This window comes from Pinibacter soli (assembly GCF_029961145.1).
Taxonomy (GTDB): Bacteria; Bacteroidota; Bacteroidia; order Chitinophagales; family Chitinophagaceae; genus Pinibacter; species Pinibacter soli.
The window spans coordinates 1081676-1106491 of record NZ_JASBRG010000007.1; the positions used below are offsets into that span (position 1 = coordinate 1081676).

A 24816-nucleotide genomic window follows, 5' to 3' on the forward strand; every position below is an offset into this window, starting at 1 on the left:
GGTTTATAAAATCAATTATTGTTTTACTTGAGTGAGTTTCCGTAACCCACTACTAAAATCGAAACGATCAATATCAAAATGCCCGCCAATACGGTTGATAATGTTTTTTTACTAACTCCTTTCCATTCCTTCAAAACCAGTCCCCACAAGTTAGCAACGAGTATAATGAATGCCATGTGCAGGATCCAGGAGCTTGCTCCATTACCAAGTTTACTTTCTCCCATTCCATAGAAGAAGAACTGTAAGAACCAGGTGATGCCTGCCAGTGCGGAAAAAATGTAGTTTTTTAATAAGGGTGCCTGTTGATTCCTATAGTCACCGAATGTTTTGTTGCGTGCATTCAGGATCATGCACCAAATGAAGTTGGTAGTAAGTCCGCCCCAAAGCAACACAACATACACAACGTTATTTTGATAGAGAGGATTCATTCCTTGTCTAACGGCTTCCTCGGCCATTGACTTTCCTGCTTCTAACCCAAAGTTAAAACATGCGCTCAACACACCCGACACAATCGCCACAAAAAGTCCCAGTCCTATTTTAAATTCTTTGTTCGCTTCTGTTACTTCTTTTTGCGACAACTCCTTCTCTTTCAACACGCCAGCTCTACCGCAGATAATGATACCGATGGTACAAACAAGTATACCCAGCAATACCATTTTTCCCCAGTTGCTATGCAGCATGTCTGAGAAAGATTCTTTACCTGCTTTTGGATAGAGATCGTAATAAATAGAAGGAATGAGTGAACCGAATACAGAGCATAATCCCAGGATAATGCTGCTACCAAGCGACACGCCCAAATAGCGCACACCCAACCCGTATGTCAAACCGCCGATGCCCCACAAAATGCCGAAGAAAAAAGTGATCCACAAAATGTGTGACGGCGAGTACTTGATAATTTCTGAAAAACCAGGAACCGTTAGCCATGCAGCTAATGGTGGTACGATGAGCCAGGAAAAAAGTCCTCCTACGATCCAATAGCTTTCCCAGGCCCAGCCTCTTACTTTTTTATAGGGTATGTAAAAACTTCCTGATGCAAATCCTCCGATAAAGTGAAAAATTACTCCGAGAATAACTCCCATGGCAGTTGGTCTTTTATATGGCTAAACAATAATTCAATAAAAGTAAAAAGTTATGATTTTTTATCCATCATGCACTGTCATGGTTCACAATTTCGTAGGTTTGAACAATAACCAAATTACTACAGGCACCGCATGAAGCAAGTCCCTATTACGCAGCATTTATTTATAGACGTTTACTCCGCTACGCCTAAATACCTCCAGCTAGCCAACTCCATTATTAAAGCTATTGCAGCGGGTAAAATTCAAAAGAATGATGTACTGCCTTCTATAAACGAAATAAGCTTTGAGTTTGAAATTTCGAGAGATACTGCGGAAAAGGGTTATAAATATCTAAGGTCTCTGGGTATTCTTTCTTCGGTTCCCGGTAAGGGTTATTTTGTGCAGAACACACAGTTCGAGCAGAAGTTCACAATACTATTATTGTTCAACAAACTGAGTGAACACAAGAAAATCATTTACGATTCTTTTGTGGATACGATTGGTGAGCATGCTAACATTGACTTCTACATTTACAACAGTGACTTTAGTTTGTTCAAGAATATATTAACCCGCCGCCCTGACGAGTACACGCACTTTGTTATTCTTCCGCATTTCAGGGAACGTTGGGAAAATGTGCATGAGGTGTTAAACACGTTGCCTAAAGAAAAATTGGTATTACTTGACAAACGGCTGCAAGGCGTAACGGGCACCTACCGCGGCGTGTACGAAAACTTTGAAGAAGACATTTATACGGCATTAGAACAAGCGAAGGATAAATTACAGAAATACAAAAGTATCAAGATCATTTTTCCGGAGAACACTTATTATCCTGACGAAATCCTGCAGGGTTTTAAGCGCTTTTGCCAGGACTATGCGTTTAACTATGAGATCATTTCGAACATCGAGCAGGAATCTATTTCACCGGGCAGTATTTACATTAATCTTCGTGAAAATGATTTGGTAATTCTGTTAGAAAAGATCATTGCGCAAAACCTTGTTGTAGGCGAAGATGTGGGCATTATTTCTTACAACGAAACGCCATTAAAAAAACTCATCCTGAACGGGCTCACTACCATTTCTACAGACTTTAAAAAGATGGGCGAATTGGCGGCAGAATTGATACTGACGAATTCGTTTAAGCACATAGATGTTCCTTTCTATCTAACGCCGAGAAGTTCATTGTAGAGAGAGATAGCACACAGATGACGCTGATTTGACAGATGACCGCTGATTTTCTCTATCTGCAAAATTTCTAATTCACAACTAAGGCACTAAGGAAAGATCCTTACTCGTGGGACTAAGACCTGACAGGTTTTTAAAACCTGTCAGGTCTGTTGCAGCATATAATAGCGTTAAACCTTACTTTGTTGGCTCCTTCGATTGAATAAAGAATTCAGTCTGCGAAACAAATTCTATTTTAACGATCACATCCGTCCTTCGTTCAGCAGGCATCACCAAGAGATTCACAATCTTTCCATCTTTCACTTCGCCTTCCACAGTTGTTTTATAAGGAGCATGCAGCTTGAACTTCGCGTTCCAATTCTTTGGCCATGCCGGCAGCAAATAAATCTTCTTATCATCTACCTGCATTAACATTTCCTGTAAACCAATCATGGCGCTACCGCCCCAGTTATGATCTGGCGACCAATCGTAGCCCGGGCCCCAAAATGCAGGAAACCGATAAGGACCGTCAGCAAATTTCTCTTTGGTCAATGCGGCTGCTTCGTACGTCAATCCCAATCGTGCTGCGAAAATATTGTGCTGTTTCCAGCCGATTGGGCTGCGGGTTTTAATAACTTGAGAGTCGAGTTGATAAGTATTGATCGCCGTATCCAAACCCGGCTTTCCTATACCATAAATGCCCCACGGAAAAACAGGATACAGTTGTGGCGCTTCTGCATTTTGCACCCTTGCCCATACCAAAGCCGGAGCCAGCGTAGTTTTCCCGTTGATCATTTGCAATGGTATGACCGGAATACGTTGCAGCATTTTTTGCCACTTGCTTCTTTGTGCTGTATCAAGGTATTGATCAGGTAAAGCAAGCATACGATCAAGGATTACTTTCAATGCACAAATGGTCGTAGTTGAGTTATATGCGCCTTTGTATGTTTCAGCCGCTGAACCCGGATAAAAAATGTATTCTCCCTTTTCACTAAACGCTTTTGCACCAAGCTTTTTCGCGATGTATTGATAGTGTTCGTCAAAGAAAGTAAGACAACTTTCTATAAACGGAATGTACTCTTTTATATCGCGACCTTCATAACGTTGCGTTTCCAACATCATTTGGCAAAACTCAAATACAGTGTCCCACAAATATTCCAACCATGCGTTGTATTCCAAACCCACATCATAATCAGCAGGTCTTTTCAAATTGTATTCGGTAACATTCGGCAATCCGAAGTTTTCAATTTGTTCGGTAAAACATGCGCCTTTATGGTTCCAATACACTGCACTTCTCAACTCTGCATTGCGTAAGGCGTTCAGATAAAAATCAAACTGAGGCTTTAGCATATCAAAGTCTCCGCTCTTGATCATGGGATAGTACACCAGTCGCTGATTCTGTGCCGTCATTGTACCACCGCCCCACAAACGGAAATCAGGCGAATATGGATATGGCTGATTGCTTTTTACAAATACCGGATCGAAGACAAATAAACCGCCATTGAATTTAGTGGGCCATTTGCCATAAGCATTGCAACCAAGCATGTAACGAAACAAATTATAATTGCGGGAAACAAAACTATCCTTGCCTTCGATCATCACGTAGCTTCTGTTCCAGAACTGCTGCCACCAGGCTTTTGTCTTCTGCAATGCAGTAGAACTATTCGCGGCAGCGTCTCTCAGAATATTGTCCAATTCATTCTTCCAAACATCAATTGTAGCGGCTTGCGAAACATTCAAAGCGATATCGATTTGCTGCGAACTCACAGCAGATTTTGTTTTCAACTGCCATGAAGTAAAAAAAGTATTGCAGTAAGTGCCGGTGTCAGTTTTTACAAACTGCATATTCTTTGCCTTCACGACGCCACCAAATGTATTGTTCGCAAGCGGATTGAACATTTGTTCTTTTACTGAACTCATGCCCTCTTTATCTACCGTATAGTCAAAAACATTTTGTTTATCGTCTCTGTTGCGATGATAAAAAAGTATTTCACCATTTAATGCCTGCACATCATCTTTATACATCACCACGTCAAATGGTTGAGGCGCCTTGTACGAATTTGCTCTTAATTCTGCCCCTTTGATTAAGCGGTCCGCTGTGCGCCAATTTTCGTAAGACGCAGTAATATCAATCCGTTTGGGACTTTTAATATTCACATGTACAACCGGACGAAACACGTCAACCCACAAATTCACTTCAGTGTTATTTCCTGAAATAACAACACCACCTTCGAGTAATTTCAATTCTTGTTTAAAATCTTTTCCTGCAAACGGATTGGAAGAAAAATGCAATCGCATTCTTCCCAATGTGAGCATTTGATTGTTTTCATCAAAGCTTCCACTTCGTGAAATGTAAAACAACACATCGCCATTTTCCACCCAAACATTTAATCCAATATCGCCGCCACCGCAAGGCATGGATTCTGAAGAGTTTTTGCTTTGCGTGTGCCAGATGACATTATAGTTAGATAATTCCTTCGGCTGTGCGAAAGAAATGAGGTAAAAAAAAATGATTGGAAGAAGGAGCGATATTTTCTTACGTGTACTGGTCAATGATAAAAGGTTGTAAAACGAATGTAAGAAAAATAGGTAGAATGACCGTAGAGACGCACTGAATGCGTCTCCCGATTTTCAGCATCTATAAATGATTTGCAACAGCTACTGTAGGAAGAGAGACGCATTGAATGCATCTCTACTGGTCGCCGATCAAATACTTACCATCGCTTTAATGACGCCAGTTTCCGGTTTCAACCAGTTGGCGAAGTTATCTTTCACTTCGTCAAATGAAACGCGGTGCGTGATGTATGTTTCAGGTTTTACAAGTCCTTTTTTCATGGAAGCGATTACGTGCTCAAAATCTTGCCTGGTGGCATTTCTGCTGCTCATCAAAGTGGCTTCGCGTTTATGAAATTCAGGATGAGAAATTACCAGTTCATTTTTTTGCAATCCAACCAATACGTATCTCGCTCCATGCGCCATGAATTCAAACCCTGCATTGATGGCCCGCAAACTTCCTGTTGCGTCAATCACTACCGTCGGCATATCGCCATTAGTAATTTCTTTCAATCGTTCCACTACATTTTCTTTCATGCCATTTATGGTAAAATCAACATTCAGTTTATCCTTGCAAAATTCCAAACGAGTATCGTTGATGTCTAAAGCTATTACTTTTCCTCCTGCAATACGCGCAAACTCCATTGTACCCAGGCCGATTGGACCGGCGCCTACTACCAAAACAAATTCCCCCGGAGTAACATCGGCACGTCTCACACCATGCGCCCCAATAGCCAATGGCTCTACCAATGCCAATTCATCAAAATTCAGACCTTCACCATGAATCAATGATTCCGAAGGAACCAGCAAATATTCGCGCATGCCGCCATCAACATGCACGCCGCAAACATTGATCGCTGCGCAGCAATTGGGCTTACCCATTCTACATGCTATACATTTACCGCAATTGAAGTAAGGGATAAACGTTACTGCTTCACCGGCCTGAAAGCCTTTCGCATCTCCGCTTATGTACTCTGCGGCCAATTCATGACCCAATATTCTTGGGTAGGAAAAGAAAGGTTGTGTGCCTTCAAATGCATGCAGATCAGTTCCGCAAATGCCAATTCTTTTGATCTTAAGCAATGAATAACCATCCTTTAGTTCAGGTAGTTCTAATGTTCCATATTCAAATGTTCCCGGTGTAACACAAACCAATGTTTTCATGCGATGCAATTAATAATTTGTTCTCAATATTTTATTCAACAAAATGAAATCAATTCTTTTTAACCTCAGGATAAATGTAAAAGCAATAACTATATGGTTTTGCAGCAATTTGGTATTGCTCCAGTGGTGCTGCAACCGCACTCCAGCTATCATTTCCACCTACTCCCATTTGTACAAGGTCAATATTTAAAGTAATAAATCCAGCGTCCTTCAAATCGTACGTGTGCTTTGATGCCTGTATGTTGTAATCTGTATTAGGACGGGCACTCATGCTCAACAAACTATCTGCAACAACAGTAAAGCCATCTAGTTTTTTATTGCTGAGCGACATCCAGCGAACATCGCTGCGGTTCGCATTTTCCTGCGGTACCACATACGGCTCGATAAATTTATCCAAAGGCAATGAATAAACCGCGGCATCAAAACCATATCTTCTGTCAATATAATTTTCTTCGGGCCCGCGACCATACCATGAGATATTGTCATAATCCCTCACGATGCCGCATTGCATGCCCACTTTAGGAATATTCGGTCTGCCTGCAGGAACATCCAATGTGTAGTTTACTTTTATTGCGCCGTCATTGTTGACGTTATAGACAACTGCAACTTTACTTCCGTTTGCAAGTATATAATTGCTCGTAATAGTTGGCATTCCATTCTCAGTTTTTGCACTTACATTCACCAACTGCAAAGTTGTATCATACCATTCTTTCAAAACTTTATTCGACTTCCATCCACGCTTGTCATTGTCAGTTAAAGGTCTTGTAAAACAAGGCAACAATGGCGCATAGATCTGCTGTTTCCCTTTCCAAACATAAGAGCTTAAGCCTCCACTCTTTTTGCTGATGGCAATAGAGAAATTCTTCCCACTTAATGAGTAAGCCGAATCTGTTTCAGCGAGCTGAGCCGCTTTATTTTGTTTGCCTTTATCAAATGCAGGACGAGCAGGCTTTGTTAATGCAAATTGATTAGACGCAACCTCAAATCCTTTATCTGCCCAAAGTTCGTTCTGCGACAAAGTGAAATGTATATCGGCAAGATATTCGTTGTTTACTTTGAATGATGGATAGAGGGAAGCAACACTGATCACTGTATCTTTACCTGCTGCAAGATTAATCGCAGGCAAAATTTTCTGAGAAATTACCTTTCCGTTTTCGCGTATGATCAAAGAAACATTATATCCACTCAGCGATTGTGATGCATGACGGTTTGTAACTTTCACCAGTCCTTTCGCGGCATCCTCCAAACTACACTCAACCGACTGAAACACACGCTTACATTCATACATCGCCGCTTTTGGCCTTCCGTCGGAAGCTGCAATTCCTTTTATTGTAAAATTGTCGTAATACTTTTCTCCATAGTCTCCACCAAACGCGTAGTATTCGCCATGCTCGTCTTTCTTCAATAAACCCTGGTCACGATACTCCCAAATACAGCCACCAATTATGCGTTTCGTTGAACGAAAAATATCCCAGAACTCTTTCAGGTTGCCATTCGAGTTACCCATAGCATGCGAATACTCTACAAAAAATATTGGACGATTATCACCGTTCTGTTGATTCGCAAGCAGAGCAGGCGTGTAAATGCCCGGATACATGCGGCTTACAATATCTACATAATATTGGTCAACCGGATTCTGCAAACGATGAGAATGATCATTTGTTTTTGGATAGCGTGGATCTTTGTTATCGATATAACCTTCTACTTTCGGGCTTCCCATTGCAGGTTCATAATGCACCGGACGAGTAATATCAAAATCGTGTATCCACGCAGCCATCGCTGCGTGATTGGGCCCGCGACCTGCTTCATTACCCAGGCTCCAGATAATAATGGAAGGATGATTCTTATCTCTCAATACCATTCGTGTTGCACGTTCCAAATAAGCCGCAGTCCATGCAGCATCGTTGCTTAGCTTACTGCCGAGTCCGTGTGTTTCAAGATTTGCTTCGTCGATCACCAGCATTCCATATTGATCACACAGGTCATAGAAATATGGATCCATTGGATAGTGGCTGGTGCGAATGCAATTGAAATTAAATTGCTTCAAGGTTTTTACATCCTGCAAAATATCTTCTCTTGTCACAGCTTTGCCACGAACAGGATCGTGATCATGCCGGTTAATACCGTACAGGTAAGTGACCTTGCCATTGATCAGCAACTTTCCTTCGCCTGAAAATTCAATACTGCGAAAACCAACTTTGCAACTTTTGGCTTCCATCAGTTTCCCTGTACTGTCTTCAAGACTTAGCACAAGCGTGTATAAATTCGGAGTTTCATCACTCCACTTTTCAGGACTCTTCACTTGTTCTTCCAACAAACCAAACTTGGCATTATCCAAGCGGGGAAATACTTCATTAATAATTTCGTCCGCTTTCTTTTGCAATGGTGCATTCCAAACAGGCTTACCACTTTTATCAAACAACTGCGCTTTTACCACATAACCCGGAACCGCCTCTCCAGTTAGGTTTTCGAGGCGCGGACGAATGCTGAAAGCTGCATCGTTGTACTGCTTATCAAGTTTTGCTTCCCAATGAAAATCTGCAATTCTTAATTTAGGCTCCGCCAACAACATGACTTCTCTTTGTATTCCACTCAATCGCCACTGATCCTGATCTTCGAGGTATGAAGCATCACTCCAGCGAATGACCTGAACTGATAAAATATTCTCTCCTTTTTGCAAATAGGGCGTAATGTTAAATTCCGACGGCAGAAAACTATCTTCACCATAACCGAGATACTGCCCATTCACCCAAACTTTGAAAGCAGAACTCACGCCACCAAAATGCAAAGTGATATTCATGTTACTCCAATCTTCCGGCAGAGTAAATGTTCGTTGGTATGAACCAACGGCATTATAATCTTTCACGATGTATGGCGGATTCACAGGACGAAACGGATATACTGCACTTTTATAAATAGGCTTGTCATATCCCTGCATCTCCCAATTGGATGGAACTGGAATTTGCTTCCAGCCCGTTACTCTCGATTTATAAAAATCCTTAGGTGTATCGTCTGGCTTTAATACCAATGAAAAATCCCAGTTGCCATTCAATGACATCACACGTGAGCTTTTAGTTCTGTCACATGTCAAGGCATCCTGTAAATTGCTGAATGAATAGCCTGTTGCTCTTGCTTCATCTCTGTTGATACTGGTTATTCGCGGATCTTCCCATGGTTCTGTCGCGTAGACAGCCGGCTTGTTCGGCACAGCTGCAGGTGTTCCGTCAACCAATTGCGCCTTCAATGCAAAAGGCAACAAGACCATCAATAACGAACCTATATTTTTAATTGTGACCATTTTCATAAAACATCTGTTCTTGTCACGCTGCTTGTTTGAAACAGTCGGCTATTTCGGGAGACGCATTCAATGCGTCTCTACGGGGCGAACCCCAATTCCTAACTCCTATTTCCTAATTCCTCGTAACTCACTACATACTCCACGCCTTTTTCCACCGTCATTTCGTACGCTCCATTGCCAACACTTGTAATCGTTCCGTTTTTGCAGGACGGCTTCTTTTTACTTTTGAATTTCAATGTCCCTGTTCCTTCGTCTGCTTTCACTTTCATTTGCTTTGCACTACAGTACACATTCACCAATCCGTTTGGCGTAGGCACGGTTCCCTCGATCCATTTTAGACCACCGGTTACAGGCTGTATGGTGTATGTCTTGTACGCCGGAGATGTCGGCTGTACACCTAAATAATATTTTCCAAACAAATAAATCGGACTCGCACCCCATGCATGGCAGAGGCTTTTGCCAAACGGTCTTCCATACATGGCATAATGTTCGTCGCCTTTTTTATCCGGATTGTACTCTTCCCAAAAACTGGTTGCTCCATTTTGCAGCATACCGCCCCAGTAACTTTTAATTTCATTCAGTACATATTGCTGTTCTCCCAATGCACACATTGCTTCCAACTCGTAGAAACGCATATATGGCGTGGTGATCTTCTGTACTTTATCATTCAGCAATACATTTTGCTTCACTCCCTGTTTTTGAGCTTCTGATAAATAATTAAAGAAGATCGCAAACATATTGGTGTAGCGTGTTACATTGTCAGTTGGCTGGCCGTTAATGCGACTGTGTACAAACGCTTGCTTGCCATCGTTCCAATAGTAAGAGAATATTTTTCCTTTAAGATCCGCAGCCAGTTGTCTGTACTGCGCGGCTTTTTTGTCGTGCATCAAGTCGGCGCATAATGACATTGTTTCCAGACTGCGGCAAAGCAACAATTGCTCAAAACTTACTTCACCTTTTTTACTTAGGCCATCCGCCCAATCGATGAATATCCAGTCACCGCCTAACCCTTCCATCAAACCATCTTTATTTCTTCTTTGCAAACAATAATCCATCATGCTTTGCATGCGAGGATATACCTGCGTGATGAAAGTTTGATCACCAGTGTACAAATAGTAGTCATAAATACCCATGAACCAATAAAACGTATAATCCATGATCGTATTGATATGACTGGTTACAGGATCTTTGCCACGAAGCGCCATTAATGTAGAAGTTACAGTTGGCGAATTGAAGAAAGAATAATAGTTCATTAAAAAACTCTGATAACCATCGCCGCTCCAAACCCAACGATCACGCTTGATGCCATCGATAAAAAACTCACGCGTATTCAAATGAAACGTATAATCAGAAACATCGTAAATCTTGTTCAGCAAAGTATCCGAACATCTGAAAGTTCCACGCTGCGTTACCGGCGCATATTCGTACAACATAGACACTGAATCAATCGCGAGTGACCCATCGTATTGAATATTCACAAAACGAAATGCCTTTGAAGATGACAACACTGTATCTTTTGAAATTGCGTTGCTAACCTGCAATCTGTCTAAAGTTTCACAATGATCCGTCGACAACGCTTCTGCTTTTGATTCGCCATAATAAATATTCACTTTGCCATTCCCGCGAAGGCCGTTCAGCTTAACATATCCAAAGGTTTCTTTACCAAAATCGACCAACAATGATTGTCCTTTCTTTTCAACTGATGCAGCATATTGAGGCGTTGTCAGTAGTTCGAAAGAAGATGGCTTTATCTTCGGATCATTGAAATTTTTGCTGCCTGCCGTCAACCATGCAGTCGCTGCCTGATCTGATGCTTTACCAGTTTCATCGATCCACTCTTTGTCTTCAAACGTAACCAACCATGAAGCATCTGATACGATCGTTTGCCCTTTTACAAACAGCGCAGGAACAGTAGCCTGGTTAAATATCTTTACGTTGATCCTGTGTTTACCGGCCGGCACGAAGACCTGTGAAGGGGCACCTTCCTGCATCTTACCATCAATCTTTACATTGTAATTTCCTTCAGTATAAATCTCAACCTGCTCTGGCTGTGCAAGAGTGAAATCTTTATGAAAATCAACGCACACATAGTGGTTATCCACTTTCCAGAATGGAGGATAAAACGTTCCTCTTTCTGTGCGCCTGTTTTGCATTTTATTGCTAAGCCATATATCGAAATCTCCGGGATACCATATCCACGTTGCTTCCTGTGCCATCATTGCTTCTGAGCACATTAAGAAACAAGCGCCGAAAACTATCGCCATTCGTTTGATCATTCTATTCATGTTTTATCGTTTTAAAACCGGGCAACAAACCCGCAGCATTCTTTATTGAATCAGCAACCATCGGTCCATTGTTCTCCCATGTATTACCGGGACCGTTTGCATTCGCTAAAAATTTTTCTTTAGGGCACCAGTTATTTTTGACGGTGATGTAAGAAGAGCCTTCATCAAGATATAAATAGAACCAGTGCTCCGGATCATGTACGTAGGGTGAATAGCCGATACTATCAACGCAATTCTCAGTAATAGAAGTTCCCGGCTGTGCAGACAAGGTATATATGCCCGCCACATCATACATGTGATTTGCGTAATGATGAATGTAGTTGGCGTGAACACGATTGCTGCGCATGCAGTTCAATGCTTTTGTCCAACCCCAACCAACACTAATTCCTGTATAGGCAACATTGCAAATTTCGTTGTGCTCGATATTAATGTTTCTCACACAACCCGCAGCAATGCCTACGCATCCCCAATCCTCATTGGTAACATCATCAATATAGTTGTTTTCAATTCTATCGTAAGAAGAAATCATTCTTTGATCGTTAGGATCGAAAGGCAAATGCGTTTCGAAATTTTCAGGCGAGAAAGTACCAACCTGGATGGCGTTGCCACCGATATCTTTAAATACACAACCTTGTACAAGATTTTGACTCGTACCATCAATAAGATCTAATCCCGCCGAAGCCATGTGGCGAAAATCACAGTGTTGAAAGAGAATGTTGTTCGCACCGCTGATCTCGTTCCCTGCTGGCGGTCGACCGATCCAGCCCTGGTTGTCCAAACCTCTCTTTTCCGGTGTTCCTTTGGGTTTCAGTTTGTATGCATCTAACAAATACATGCCAGCCTGTAACGGCACGTGACCTTGCAATGAAGGCCGCAACCATGTTGTGTGTTGAAAGCTAATATCTTTAATAATGATGTTAGAAACCTGCCGATCAAGCGAACCTTCCATTTTCATGAGTTGTTCTAAAACAGGCGCGACAACCTTTGCAGTAGCCATATCCTCTCCTGTTTTCGGCCAGTAATAAACTTTACCGTGGTTTAGATCAAGATACCATTCACCGGGCTCATCAAGCAATTGAATTGCGTTTGTAAAATAATAAGCACTATTACCATTCTGACCATCCACCACCGCTGATGGCCATGGATGCTCAAAATGAATACGACTCTCCGGTTGATAAAAAGTCAATCTGGCTTTATTACCAACGACATCAATACTCTTAACCCGTAATATAGCAGTGGCCCACATTTCGTGCAACACAATTTCAATTTGTGCAACATCTTTCGAAACTTTGAATGAAGGCGCTTCCACCCACATCTCTTCTTTCTGTTTGTCAACAGAAAGAATTCGTTTTAAATTATTACCATCCACTTCGCGACAACGAACTGCCTTTCTCCCATTTACCCATAGTTGTCTAAACTCAATATTTCTGCCACCAACTTTAGGTATATCAGCTTCCCAAACTTTGCCCCTGGCAACAGTCGGCAAACCCTCAACATTTCCTTTCACCTTATTCCATCCTGTAACATTTACACCTCCACTTACAACCGGCTTCTCTTCTGGTGCGGCCTGAATAAGCAAAGGATGTTCAGGAGTTCCCGAATCCTCAGGCCTTACAAAAATCGGCTCATACAAATTATAAACGCCACCACGCACATTAATAATAATGTCTTTCAGCGACGATGTACTATCCAACCTACGCAACTCTCTCGCTTTTCGCAAGGCGATATCAATTGAACCAAATGGTGATTCCTTTGAACCATCATTCGCATTTGATCCATTCGGCGCCACCCAAATCACCTGCTGCGAAAATACTTCGCAACAGATCATAAGCGCAGCCAACAAAATTGTATATCTAATCCAATTCATATCCAAAAAATAAAATCCTGTCAATCTTAAAAATCATAACGATCAGTGTTCCTTTTCTACTCCTTCTCAAAAACAGACTTCACATACGCCACATTCGCGCCATAATTAGCTTTCACATTTCTCGATTGCTTTGCATCACGAGAACGCTCAATGATCAACCAACCGTGCCATTTCATTTTGTCTAACACTTTCTTCGTTGCGGCTAAATCAACTTGCGGATCGTTTTGCAGCCATACACTGTCTTTGTTTGAGCAATGTATTTGGGCAATATTTTTTGCACCAAGCGTTTGCAATTCAGTTGTCAAATCTCTTCCACGCTGATATGCATTCTGGAAGTTGTAAGAAATCTTGATAGCAGGAGAACCAATGTCCTTCAGCAGTTTCAACTGGTCAGCCGCCGAAATGGAAGTTTCGATCGCAATGATCACGTTTTCTTTCTCAGCGATCTTTGCCACTTCTTTCAAACGCTGCACAACTGTATCACGCACTTGCGGATGTTCTGTCAAATCAGAATTTGTTCCCAGTGGAAGGAACCCAATCTTCACATTCATCTTTTTCATTGTAGCGATACAATCTCCCACAGCCTTCACTGCAGTTGGCTTGTGCGCAAATGATTGCGCATAGAAACCCGACATTGACAACGCACAGATCTCTATGTTCAGTTCCTTTATTTTGTCCATGTACATCTGACGAATGGAATCATTCGCCAGCGTGTTATCAAATGATTCGCGTTGACCAAGTCCACCCATGTCCACTTCAAGTCCATCAGCATTCAGATCTTTTGCAAGCTGCAAGGCGCCTGGCTTTTGACGCTTTAATAACATCAGATCTATCAGCCCTACTTTATAGCTGGACTTCTTTGATTGTGCATTCAAGCCCGTTGTTGTCAGCACGCATCCAGCTAAGATGACTGCACAAAAGAATTTATATTTCATATGTCTGTTTTCAGTGTTTTACATTTTCCTTTTGAGACCAACAATTGAATATCTATTAGACCCCATTGCGTCGTCCCGATTCGATTCCTCATCGGGATTCCGATACGCAGTATAATCGGAACTTCAACTCTTGGTTCTTTATTGAGCACTAGTAAGTCGCCATGTATTTTCGTGCATTGTTTGGTGCAACAGGTCGAATGCGATTCGCACCTACGGCACCTCATTTTCAATTTTCAACTTTCCCCGCCTGACTGACTTCAGTCGGCAGGAACTTTCAATTGTTCACAAACATTTTCGCCAACGCATCAAATCCTTTAATTGCGTTTGCCGGCAACTTCTCGCCTTTATCTCCAAACACATACATCGCATTTTCCTTTTCGATCGTCACTTTCGTTTCATCAATCTCACCTGATGCAGTTGTTATTTTTTTCAAATCCAATCCAAAATTACCAGCGATGAATTTGTACAACGGTGTGCGTTTATTGATTCCGAAATCATGGCCTTCCGTTGGCAGATGTACATTTTGCACCAACGCATCTTTTCCATAAAAGCTATACATTCTCTTTAAGTATGGCATTTCAATTTGCGGAACGTGGTCCGTCCAATCCTGTCCGTCGCTTACGACCAACATGGGGCGTGGCGCAGCCATGGCGGCAATTTCTACGTTATCGGTTCCCCCACCTGCGAAGTGAATAGGCATGCCGCTTTCGCAAGGGCAACCGCCATACATATAACATGACAGCGACACTACAGGTGCGCTCAATTTTATTCTGTCATCAAGCGCTGTCATCAACACAGTAAGACTTCCTCCACCAGAACCGCCACTGATCGCTACTCTTGAAGTATCTGCTTCCGGCAATGTAAGTATGTAGTCAAGAATGCGAATCGTATTTAACACCTGGATCGTTTGCGCGAGGCTCTTGCGATGATCTTCATACGGAAACTGCAACATTGATTCTCCCCACGCGAACAGATCATAACTAACGGCAATTGTTCCAAGCCTTGCCAGAGTAGCACATCTGTACTGACAATCCGGACGATAACGGCATGCCTGCCAATGTCCGTCGGGACAAAGCACTACCGGAATTTTTCCCTTGATCTTTGCAGGTTTATAAATTGAACCGGCAACATACACGCCCGGCAACATTTCAATGGCGAAGTTTTCAATAGTGTAATCACCTAATGTTCTTTTATTCGCCAGAATTGTTTTAGATGCAGGCTTTGCTGGCAACGGAGAAATTTCCAACGCTTCGAGCATCTGTTGTTTCAATATTGCCTTTCTCTTTTCCCATGTCTCCTTGTCGTTGTATAAAGCAGCCAACTCGTTCAACTTCTTCTGTCCGTCTTCTACGCTCCAGCGATAGTACTCATACTCTTTCAGCTTGTAGGTTGAATCATTTTCTTTGTTCACCTTCATATCAAATGGCGTCAAGATATTGGCCAGCGTGGCATCCACATTCTCCCTGTATCTCCAATCAGCATAGCTAACCCATTTATCGGCCACCATTTTATTATCGAACTTTATTCGCACATTGAATTTTGTCTGCACTTCCTGCAAAACCTGCTTCAATGGCTTCTTGTATTTTTCGTCGGCATTTTGCTGCGCAAATGTTTGCGAAAAAAACACAAGAAAAAGTATCGTTATTGTTGTGCGCATTGGTCTCTTTTTTGATCAAACATTTTTAATAGTTGAGCATGCAACCCTCAAATTCTTTTTGAATCTTTTATACCCCAAACATCTCACCTCTCATTTTCAACTTTCAATTTTCACTTATTTATCGCTCGAATCAATTTCCGATCCTGCCTTCGGCGCTTCATATCCTTTCATTGCCGGCCATTCTCCTTTGATTATTTTTTTCATCTCAAGTTTAGTAGGATCGATCTTTACGTATTTTATTTTCTTTCTCCTCCATGTGTAAACAATATGCACCATTCCGTCTTTCGATTGTATCACAGAAGGATAAGAGTATTGACTGATAGGTGAATCTTCCAGTATTGCCGCTGCATACCATGTTTTGCCATCTTTGGACACTGCAACATTCAAAGGTGTTCTTGCGCCCTTACCATTCTTCAAACTGTCTGCCGGTCTAACATGGTTGTACACCAACAACTGGCGGCCATCCTTTAATGTTACAGCATCAGTCCCCGAGTTGTTATTAGGCATCTCTGTCGTTGTAACAGCGGACCACGTCTTTCCTCTGTCATGCGACCATGATTCCACAATTGCTCTATCCTTGCTTCTGCCTAGTGCTTGCAGACTTCCATCTTTATAATTAAGAATAGATGGCTGAATGAATGATAACGTTTTGCCGTCGTTGATCGGTCCAATCATCTGCCATGTTTTTGCATTAACATCGATCACCTCAAAATGCGCTCTCCATCCTCCTGCTTCCGTGCTGGAAGGACAAATAATTTTTCCATCAATCATTACCGGCTTGTTCTTAATGGGCCCTAAAAAGCTATCTGGCAAAGCTTCTGGTGATGACCATGTATTGCCATTATCTTTTGAACGCAGCATCCAACCTTTCCATCCCGCCACATTTGGACCTACTTTATAGAACAACCACAACTCGCCATTCGGCACTTGATACAACACGGGATTCCAACATGCGTAACGTAATGTATCGTTGATGATGCCATTGGCAACGTTCTGCGGCTTCGTCCATTGACCATTCATCATTTGGCTCACCCAAATGCAAACGTCAGGGTTTCTTTCTTTTGTTCCACCGAACCATGCAGCAACTAAACCTTGCGGGGTTTCCACAATTGTCGATGCGTGGCTTTCAGGGAATGGCGGATTGTCGCAAATGAATTCATCAACGATGATGCCTTTCTTCCAGGGCTTTTGTGCTTGTGTAGCAACAATGTTTAACGACGCTAATAATATCAAAAACAGTTTTTTCATGCTATTGTTTTTATTACCACTAAGGCATTAAGGACACTAAGTTTCACTAAGAAAACTCCTGTATATTTTGGCACCTTAATAATGTTTAGTGCCTTAGTGTAAATCTTTTAGTCGTTGATCGTAAACGAATACACACCCGATCCAATTTCATATACTTCTTGTTTACCCTGCTCTCCAATATATTTTACTCCATCAGCAGATTCAATACTACTGCCACTTTCAACAATATTTTTCTTGTCTACCGGAAAATGAATTTCAGCTTTGCAATTTGGCGGCACGACTACATTCCATTCAATTGCATTACTATTTCTTTTCCAACTGCTTTTTATCGTTCCATACATTGACAGGTATGAAGCGTTCGCATAATCCAGCCCCTTCACAAACGAAGGTTTCATGATGATCTTCTTGAAAGCAACTTGCTTATCGTCTGATTTAATGCCCGCAAGATTTTCATAGTACCACACAATTAAATCGCCCAGCAACATAATGTGATTTTGCGAATTCATTTCCGGATTAGCAGTATTGCCGTTCCAAAGCTCCCAGATTGTGGTAGCACCATTTTCAACCATGTACCCCCAACTTGGATAGTCTTTGTTAGAAGCGAGTGTGTATGCAATATCTGCCTGCCCGTTGTAGGTCAATCCGCGCATAAGCCATTGTGTACCGATAACACCTGTGCTGATATGTGAATTATTTTCTTTTACAATTTTATCGGTGATGTTACTAAACACCTGCTGCCTGTATTGCTCAGGCACCATGCCAAAATACAGCGGCAACAAATTCGCCGTTACAGTGTTGTTACTATAACGATTTGTATTTTTATCGAAGAATTGGTTATTGAACGCGATTTTGATTTTCTCTCCTAATGAATCATATTCTGCAACATCATCTGTCTTGCCGAGCATTGTCGCAAAACCTTTCATCAATGTGAGCAATCGATAATAACTTGCTGTGGCAATCAAGACGCCATCAGTGTTACGCAAAGAATCTTTTGAATGAATCAACTCTTTAGATTCAGGAGGCACGCACCAGTCACCATATTTATCTTTAGTGATCAAATCATTTTTCATGTATTTGCTGCGCATGTATTCCATCCATTTCTTCATGGACGGATAATGCTTTTCGATAGGTTTTGCATCACCAAACTGATGATACAGCATATCTGCAATGAGAAAATATGTTCCGGGCCATGTTACGTTGTCACTGTAATAATTCCAGTAAGCAGGAGCTACATCAGGAATGGCGCCGTCTGGCTTTTGAGCAGCTTCGATATCGTCCAGCCATTTTGCATACAACTTTGCATTATCAAAAATAAAACTCTCTCCGTAGGCACCTGTCGCACGATCGCCGAGCCATGGCATGCGTTCATTACGTTGCGGACAATCGATCGGCATTCCTTTATAATTTGAAGCAATGCCCCACCATGCGTTTTTATACACCTGGTTTATAGTTTGATTGGATGTTTCAAAAATGCTGATCGTGTTTATACCATCGTATACCACGTCGCCTTCAAAGTCAGCAACAGAAGGTATCCCCGGGTAATTTGAAATTTCAACAAACCTGAAACCATGGTATACAAATGAAGGTCGCCATTCTTCCGGGCCCTTACCTTTCAGAATGTATTTATCGGTTGAAATAGCATCCCGAAGATTTCTCGTATACAATTCTCCGTCTGGTTTCAAGCTCTCGCCAAAACGCAATACAACCGAATCTCCTGCTTTTCCTCTTACTCTCAACTTAATCCATCCCGCCATGTTTTGCCCCATGTCCATTATATAAATACCGGGCTTCTGCTCTTTAATGGAAACGGGCTTCACGTGCCCCATGACTTTCACCAACTCATTCATTTGCGCTTCCAGGTTGCCGCCCGGAGCCTGTACCAATTCCGGCTTTCTCCATTTGCTATCGTTAAATGAAGTATTGTTCCACCCATTCATTTCTTTTCTCGCATCATATTCTTCACCATCATATTCGTTGTTGGAACGGATAGGACCGTCGCCACTTAACTTCCACGTATCATCGCTAACTATTGTTGCACGTTTTCCATCCGCATATTCTATTTCGAGCTGCAATATCATTTTGGGAAAACCGAATGTCTTGATCTTTTGCGGCTTGTAATTCTGGCGCATGGTAAAAAATCTGCCATTGCCAAGCACTGTCGCAATCACATTTTTTCCACGCTGAATATTCTCTGTAACGTCAAACGTGTTGTACTTAACATTTTTTGTAAAATCCGTTGGAGAAGGAGCCAACACCTGGTCGCCAATCTTCTTACCATTAATATACAACTCGTACAGCCCCATTCCCGAAACATACACCGTTGCTCGTTTTACAGCGGCAGTTGTCTCAAATGGTTTGCGAAAATATCTGGCAGACAATCTTGAAAACTTTGTAACACTATCCCATGCAAATGGTTTCTCCCAACCGATCCATTTTGCTTTCCATTCTTTGCTATTCAATATTCCCATACTCCAGCCATTTGCAACACTCCATGGCAATTCCATGTAGTTCGTCCATACTTTTACTTTCCAGTAATAGGCTGCTTTACTAACAAGCGGTATACCGTTGTATAGTACATGTATAGATTGCGAAGAATTTACTTTACCAGAGTTCCAAACGTCGCCATCATTTGCATTGAGTTTTTCGAGCGATGACGACACGAGTATTTGGTACGCAGTCTGTACGGTATTTCTTTTTGAGCTCCCTATTTCCCAACTGAGCCTTGGCTGCGACACATCAATTCCTTCAGGATTGTCAAGCATCTCACAGCGCAGACTTGCCAACTCATTTCTTTGTGCGAGGCAACTCGTAGCGAGCCCAAGCAAGAAAACAATATTGATGATAATATGCTTCATGATGTTATCTCATCTTATTTGCCTGTAAAATCAAAATACAGCGTTATCGCCAATGCTCTGTCTTTTTCTTTTTCGTAATCGTAAAAAATATTCTTTTGCGCCATCACGCCGGTTGTCAAAGGTTTCTGCGTCTTTGTTCCAATAGCTGAGATTCCCTGCATGAAGGAAATATCACCGCCTGGAAACACAGGCACAAAATTTTGATACGGATCCTTTGAAACCTTCGGTGTGAACAGTCTTAAGAACAGATCCTCATTCTCTGTAATCACGGTAAAGTTTTGACTGCTCGTAAAGAACTTGCACCAATACATGTTTGCATAATAACCTTTAAATTCAGGATATACAAATGGCACTTCTCCCGTTGCCGTATTGTTGTATTCTTTTTCCCAGACGCCAAACTGCGTTCCTTTCATTCTGTTTTTCCAAACCCTGTAAGGCCCGTCCCCCATATATTTAACAGACTTCATTGCATATTCAGGAAATGAAAAATTTACCCCCACAACATCTGTTAAGTATGCGGCAGGAAAATAATTCACTTTCATTTTGATCCAACCGGAAGGATAGATCGTCCACTCAAGTGTGTTGTATGATTGCTTTCTATCGAAGGTTGATCTTATCACGATGTTATCGCCTTCTACAGTGTCTGTAAAACCAGCAAAGTTCGTAGCACCTTCATCCACAATGGGACCGTTATTGAACGGAATAATGCCTTTATCATTCTTTACTTCTTTCAGTAACCCGGTATTGCGACTAAATGTCAACTGCACGGTGGCTGCATTGACTATGTACAAAGAATCACTCTTTTCGATTTCCACATTTATACTACCGTCCTTCTTAACAATATTGTCCGCTGTTTTTGAAGGCAATGTTATTTTGAAGCTCCATGTAAATATTTCACGACTGAACGGATCTTTGGCCGTTACATACAATACATCATAGTTTTGCCAATCTGCAGGAAGATCAATTTTCAACGATCCCTTTTCTGACGGTTTAATATCAGGCGCAGCAATGGTTCCAGACTTTGAGGAGAGATTCGCCTGATCATTTACACCACCAAGCTTTTGCAATTTCCATTGCAAAGAACATTGATTAACATTGGTAAAATAATACCGGTTTTCAATTTTCAAACTCCCGTCAAATGCTGGTGTAATATCTTTTCGTTCGAAAAATATTGGCGACCAAACTTCTTTAATGGTAAAGAAACTTCCTTCTTTTTCATGATATGGTCCAACGATTCCGTCAGGTGCATGTTCTTTGTCTGTATCGATGATTCCGCCTTTATCTGTACGCACCACGCCTTCGTCTGCAAACACCCACAGAAAACCTCCGGCACAGATTGGGTTGCGCCACATTTCTTCCCAATAATCATACAAGCCTGCGCCGTGGCCACCATCGTACATACCATGTAAAAATTCTGTTGGCATTACGATGTTATGACCGTGCATATAGTTGCCGATGCCATAGTCGAAATCGCGGTAATGCTGTGTATCAAATCCGCTAAACACCTGCCATGGATGAATCACAGGGCGGTGCTGAATATCCCATTGCCTGAAATATGGATCAAGTTCAAGATTATGCCCACCTTCATTTCCGTTGGCCCAAAAAATAATGGACGGATGATTTTCATCGTTATCAAACATTTCCTTCAGCAACTTCTTTCCGGTTGGTGTGTCATAATGTCCGTGCCATCCTGCTAACTCATCCATTACAAACAACCCAAGAGAATCACATACATCCAGGAAATGACCATCCGGTGGATAGTGACTCATTCGCACTGCGTTCATGTTCATTTCCTTCATTAGCAATACATCTGCTATGCTTATTCCTTTGCTGGTTGCCCTTCCTGATGTGGGCCAGAATGAATGACGGTTCACGCCTTTCATTTTCACTTTTACCCCATTGACATAAATACCATCGCGCTCTTTTACTTCAACAGTCCTGAAACCGATGCGTTTGGAAACAGTGTGCAACACGTTGCCATTCTGCACTAGCGTAAACACTACGTTATACAAATCAGGCGTTTCAGGTGTCCACTGCTTTATATTTTTGAATGAGGTTTTTATGGAAGCAATTGTATCACCAACACCAATTTTATCATTAGTGGCACTTCCTATCTGCCTGCCATCCAGTGAGAAAAGCTGTGTTCTTATTTCAGTTGCTTTATTGTTTTTTGAAAGAAAAACATTGGCATCTATATCTCCATTTGCCTTTGCATTTACAGCAACGTTATCAATGTGCTGTTGAGGCAGCATCTCTAAATACACGGGTCTGAAGATGCCGCCAAATATCCAGAAGTCAGCTTTCCGTTCAGCTTCATTTACAGATTTATTGTCGGAATGTTTTGCGACTGTCACCTCCAGCAAATTGTCTTTTCCGTATTTCAGCAACTTGCTGATGTCATGTTTAAACACATAAAAAGATCCCTGGTGTTTTGCGCCCGCAACCTTGCCGTTGATCTTTACATCCGTATCTGTCATGCTGCCTTCAAACACAATGTTCACCACTTTATTCTTCCAATCTGAAGGCACTTTAAAAGTGTATTTGTACAAGCCTTTCTCTTTGCCTTTTGCACTGTCTTTGTTGAAGCCGTAATTGTATTTTCCAAAGCCTTGCAGTTCCCAGCAGCTTGGCACAGGGATGGTTGTCCATTTACCGGAGTTGCGACCTTCTGTGCAATAGAATTGCCAGTCAACGGTGTTATCGTTGCCAGTTCCTGAAAGGTATCGGATTTCCGTGTTCTGCGCAAAGGAATGCAGAACAGATAGTAAGGCGATGTATGTAAATAGAATTCGTCTCATTGTTCGATATCCCGGGCTCTCTTGGAACACATTGAATGTGTACCAAGAGACGCATTCAATGCGTCTCTACGAGGCTTTAAATGATTTTATATAAAATATTGCTGCTTTTGTTTCCGGTGTTCCTGCGTCCAGCAAATCATATGTTTGCTCCGCAGGAGTATCAGGTGTCGGGAAATATCTTCTTGAACCTGTTCGGAAAACAACTCTTTCAATTTTGTCAACCGGTGCAAATGTTAACGCCCGCAACACTTGTTTTCCATTCACATCAACGGTATACAATCTTGTAGATGTGTTGTACACCAGCTTTACGTTATACACCTGATTTGCATCGTAACCCATAACATTCTTGTACTTCGCTCCTGCTTTCACTTGTAGCCTGCCGGTTGAATCTAATGTCATACGAATAGCCACATCACCTTTTGCATCCTGACACTCGATGTCCATCATGCCATAATTATTTTGTGCGGCCATCAACGAAAATTCGATCATTCCGGTTTTGTTTGCTTCGATCACTCTTTCCGCTTTTGCATATTCGTATCTGTCTTCATCCTTCAGCATCAGCATCCTGTCATCGCCCTTCTTCTCAATTCGAACAGGCGCCCATAGCGGACTATAAATGTTCCATTCATTTAACTCTTCTCCGGCTTTCATTTTATTAAAATCTTCGTCAACAGCACCTTTTACTTCGCATTTAACAGGCACAGCCACTTTCGCTATCCAGATGTCTTCTTTATTCACACTGTAACTCACCCACATATCTTTGCCCGGAGGCGTTCCGTCGCCTTCGATGATGCCGCGTATGTATTGCGGACCGTATGACTTTTCATTTCCGCCATAACGCATCGGAGAAATTTCACCATGAAGCAACCACAGGTTGTAATAATTCAAACCATCATCACTCGTGGAAATCGCAAGTGGCCATCTGAATTCAGAAGGATTGTACACTGTTGCAAAACGCCCGTCTGATGTGCGTTGTCCCCACATCTTCGCGGAGCCGTTTACAACACCGGGAGCCCTCGATGCCGCATCGGGCCATGTTTTGCCGTTGTCGTTGCTGATTGTGGTCAAACCATTTTTCCAAAAGCCAACTACTCTGCCATCATTCAAATGATAGTAACAAAAGGCCTTGTAATCCAAATGCAAAGGAATGATTGGATCTTTTCTATCGGCCTCTTCCACCCACTGCATGGTTGTTAGCGGGCTTGATAAAATTTCATCGCAGACTTCTACAAAGCCTTTATCCTTGCTTGATTTATAAAACGGATACGACGTGTTCTTTTCGTTCCACAAATGATTGTAACGAATGAAATAGATGGGCCCGAAACTTCCATCAGCGTATACTTCTCGTATTACACGACCTATGCCGTTGCCGTCGTTTGGATCGTCTTTCTTATCTAAACAAATGCCATAAAACCCAAGCACCATCAGTCTTTTTTTCTTCGATACGTAAAAGCCCATGCGCTGGTGCATTACAGCTTTCAGGTTTTTAGCAACACCCTGATAGCCTTCTTTTGTAGTACCGTCAGGAATATTGTATTGTGGGAAAACAACAACCGGTTTTGTCCATGTGTAGCCATCCTGTGAATTACACAATAATGTTTGTCCCGGAGGAATATGTTCACCAACGCGATCGCTCAAATATTCCAGGTAAAATTTGTTGTTCCAGTACGCAAGCATTGGCTGGTGATTGTAAGTAAATCCAAAACCTTCCGCCATTTCAGGATGCTCGCGGTTTGCACGAAACACCTGGATATTGTGAACACCAACCGCAGGCGTTAACTGACCGTGATGATAATCCACATTCACCAATGTATTGCCCAGGTAACGCACTGTATCTTTTTTCTGCGCGTACATCGATGTAGCGATACTTGCAGCACCGGACAACACGATCAATACTTTTTTTACGTTGTTCATAATTATTTCTTCATAGGGCAAAT

At 42.0% G+C, this 24816-nt stretch carries 13 protein-coding genes; 1 reads left to right on the forward strand and 12 read right to left on the reverse strand.

Features of this window, described 5'->3' with window-relative positions:
* Positions 1 to 23 precede the first annotated feature (23 nt).
* The gene (rhaT, locus tag QJ048_RS15185) at positions 24 to 1079 is read right to left on the reverse strand and encodes an L-rhamnose/proton symporter RhaT (protein WP_282335242.1); all 1056 of its coding nucleotides are present in this window, start codon (positions 1077 to 1079) and stop codon (positions 24 to 26) included.
* Positions 1080 to 1211: 132 nt separating this feature from the next.
* Between rhaT and QJ048_RS15190 the strand changes: the two genes are divergently transcribed.
* Positions 1212 to 2243, forward strand: coding sequence for a GntR family transcriptional regulator (locus QJ048_RS15190; RefSeq protein ID WP_282335243.1), 1032 nt, complete (start codon positions 1212 to 1214; stop codon positions 2241 to 2243).
* A gap of 174 nt (positions 2244 to 2417) precedes the next feature.
* On the opposite strand, the gene QJ048_RS15195 is transcribed toward QJ048_RS15190, so the two are convergent.
* The 11 genes from QJ048_RS15195 to QJ048_RS15245 form a co-directional block, all read right to left on the reverse strand.
* The gene (locus QJ048_RS15195) at positions 2418 to 4772 is read right to left on the reverse strand and encodes a DUF5703 domain-containing protein (protein ID WP_282335244.1); all 2355 of its coding nucleotides are present in this window, start codon (positions 4770 to 4772) and stop codon (positions 2418 to 2420) included.
* Between the two features lie 153 nt (positions 4773 to 4925).
* On the reverse strand, positions 4926 to 5936 hold the full coding sequence (locus QJ048_RS15200; RefSeq protein ID WP_282335245.1) for a zinc-binding alcohol dehydrogenase family protein: 1011 nt from the start codon (positions 5934 to 5936) through the stop codon (positions 4926 to 4928).
* A gap of 49 nt (positions 5937 to 5985) precedes the next feature.
* Positions 5986 to 9240, reverse strand: a complete 3255-nt coding sequence (locus QJ048_RS15205) for a glycoside hydrolase family 2 TIM barrel-domain containing protein (protein ID WP_282335246.1) — start codon at positions 9238 to 9240, stop codon at positions 5986 to 5988.
* 92 nt (positions 9241 to 9332) lie between these two features.
* A complete protein-coding gene (locus QJ048_RS15210) occupies positions 9333 to 11519 on the reverse strand; it encodes an alpha-L-rhamnosidase-related protein (RefSeq protein WP_282335247.1) in 2187 nt (728 codons plus the stop codon).
* Positions 11512 to 13386, reverse strand: coding sequence for a right-handed parallel beta-helix repeat-containing protein (locus QJ048_RS15215; RefSeq protein ID WP_282335248.1), 1875 nt, complete (start codon positions 13384 to 13386; stop codon positions 11512 to 11514). The genes QJ048_RS15210 and QJ048_RS15215 overlap by 8 nt, the downstream gene beginning before the upstream one ends.
* Before the next feature lie 56 nt (positions 13387 to 13442).
* Positions 13443 to 14321 (reverse strand): sugar phosphate isomerase/epimerase family protein, encoded by an 879-nt coding sequence (locus QJ048_RS15220; protein ID WP_282335249.1) that lies wholly within the window; start codon positions 14319 to 14321, stop codon positions 13443 to 13445.
* Positions 14322 to 14595: 274 nt separating this feature from the next.
* Positions 14596 to 15978: an alpha/beta hydrolase family protein gene (locus tag QJ048_RS15225; RefSeq protein WP_282335250.1), complete on the reverse strand. Its 1383-nt coding sequence runs from the start codon at positions 15976 to 15978 to the stop codon at positions 14596 to 14598.
* Between the two features lie 114 nt (positions 15979 to 16092).
* Positions 16093 to 17226 (reverse strand): sialidase family protein, encoded by a 1134-nt coding sequence (locus QJ048_RS15230; protein WP_282335252.1) that lies wholly within the window; start codon positions 17224 to 17226, stop codon positions 16093 to 16095.
* A 107-nt stretch (positions 17227 to 17333) separates the two neighbouring features.
* Positions 17334 to 20081, reverse strand: a complete 2748-nt coding sequence (locus QJ048_RS15235; protein ID WP_282335253.1) for an alpha-L-rhamnosidase — start codon at positions 20079 to 20081, stop codon at positions 17334 to 17336.
* Between the two features lie 14 nt (positions 20082 to 20095).
* Complete coding sequence (locus QJ048_RS15240; RefSeq protein WP_282335254.1) at positions 20096 to 22879, reverse strand: glycoside hydrolase family 2 protein; 2784 nt, start codon at positions 22877 to 22879, stop codon at positions 20096 to 20098.
* Positions 22880 to 22945: 66 nt separating this feature from the next.
* Positions 22946 to 24793 carry a sialidase family protein gene (locus tag QJ048_RS15245; RefSeq protein WP_282335255.1) on the reverse strand — a complete coding sequence of 616 codons (1848 nt, stop codon included), beginning with the start codon at positions 24791 to 24793 and terminating at the stop codon, positions 22946 to 22948.
* Between the last annotated feature and the right edge of the window lie 23 nt (positions 24794 to 24816).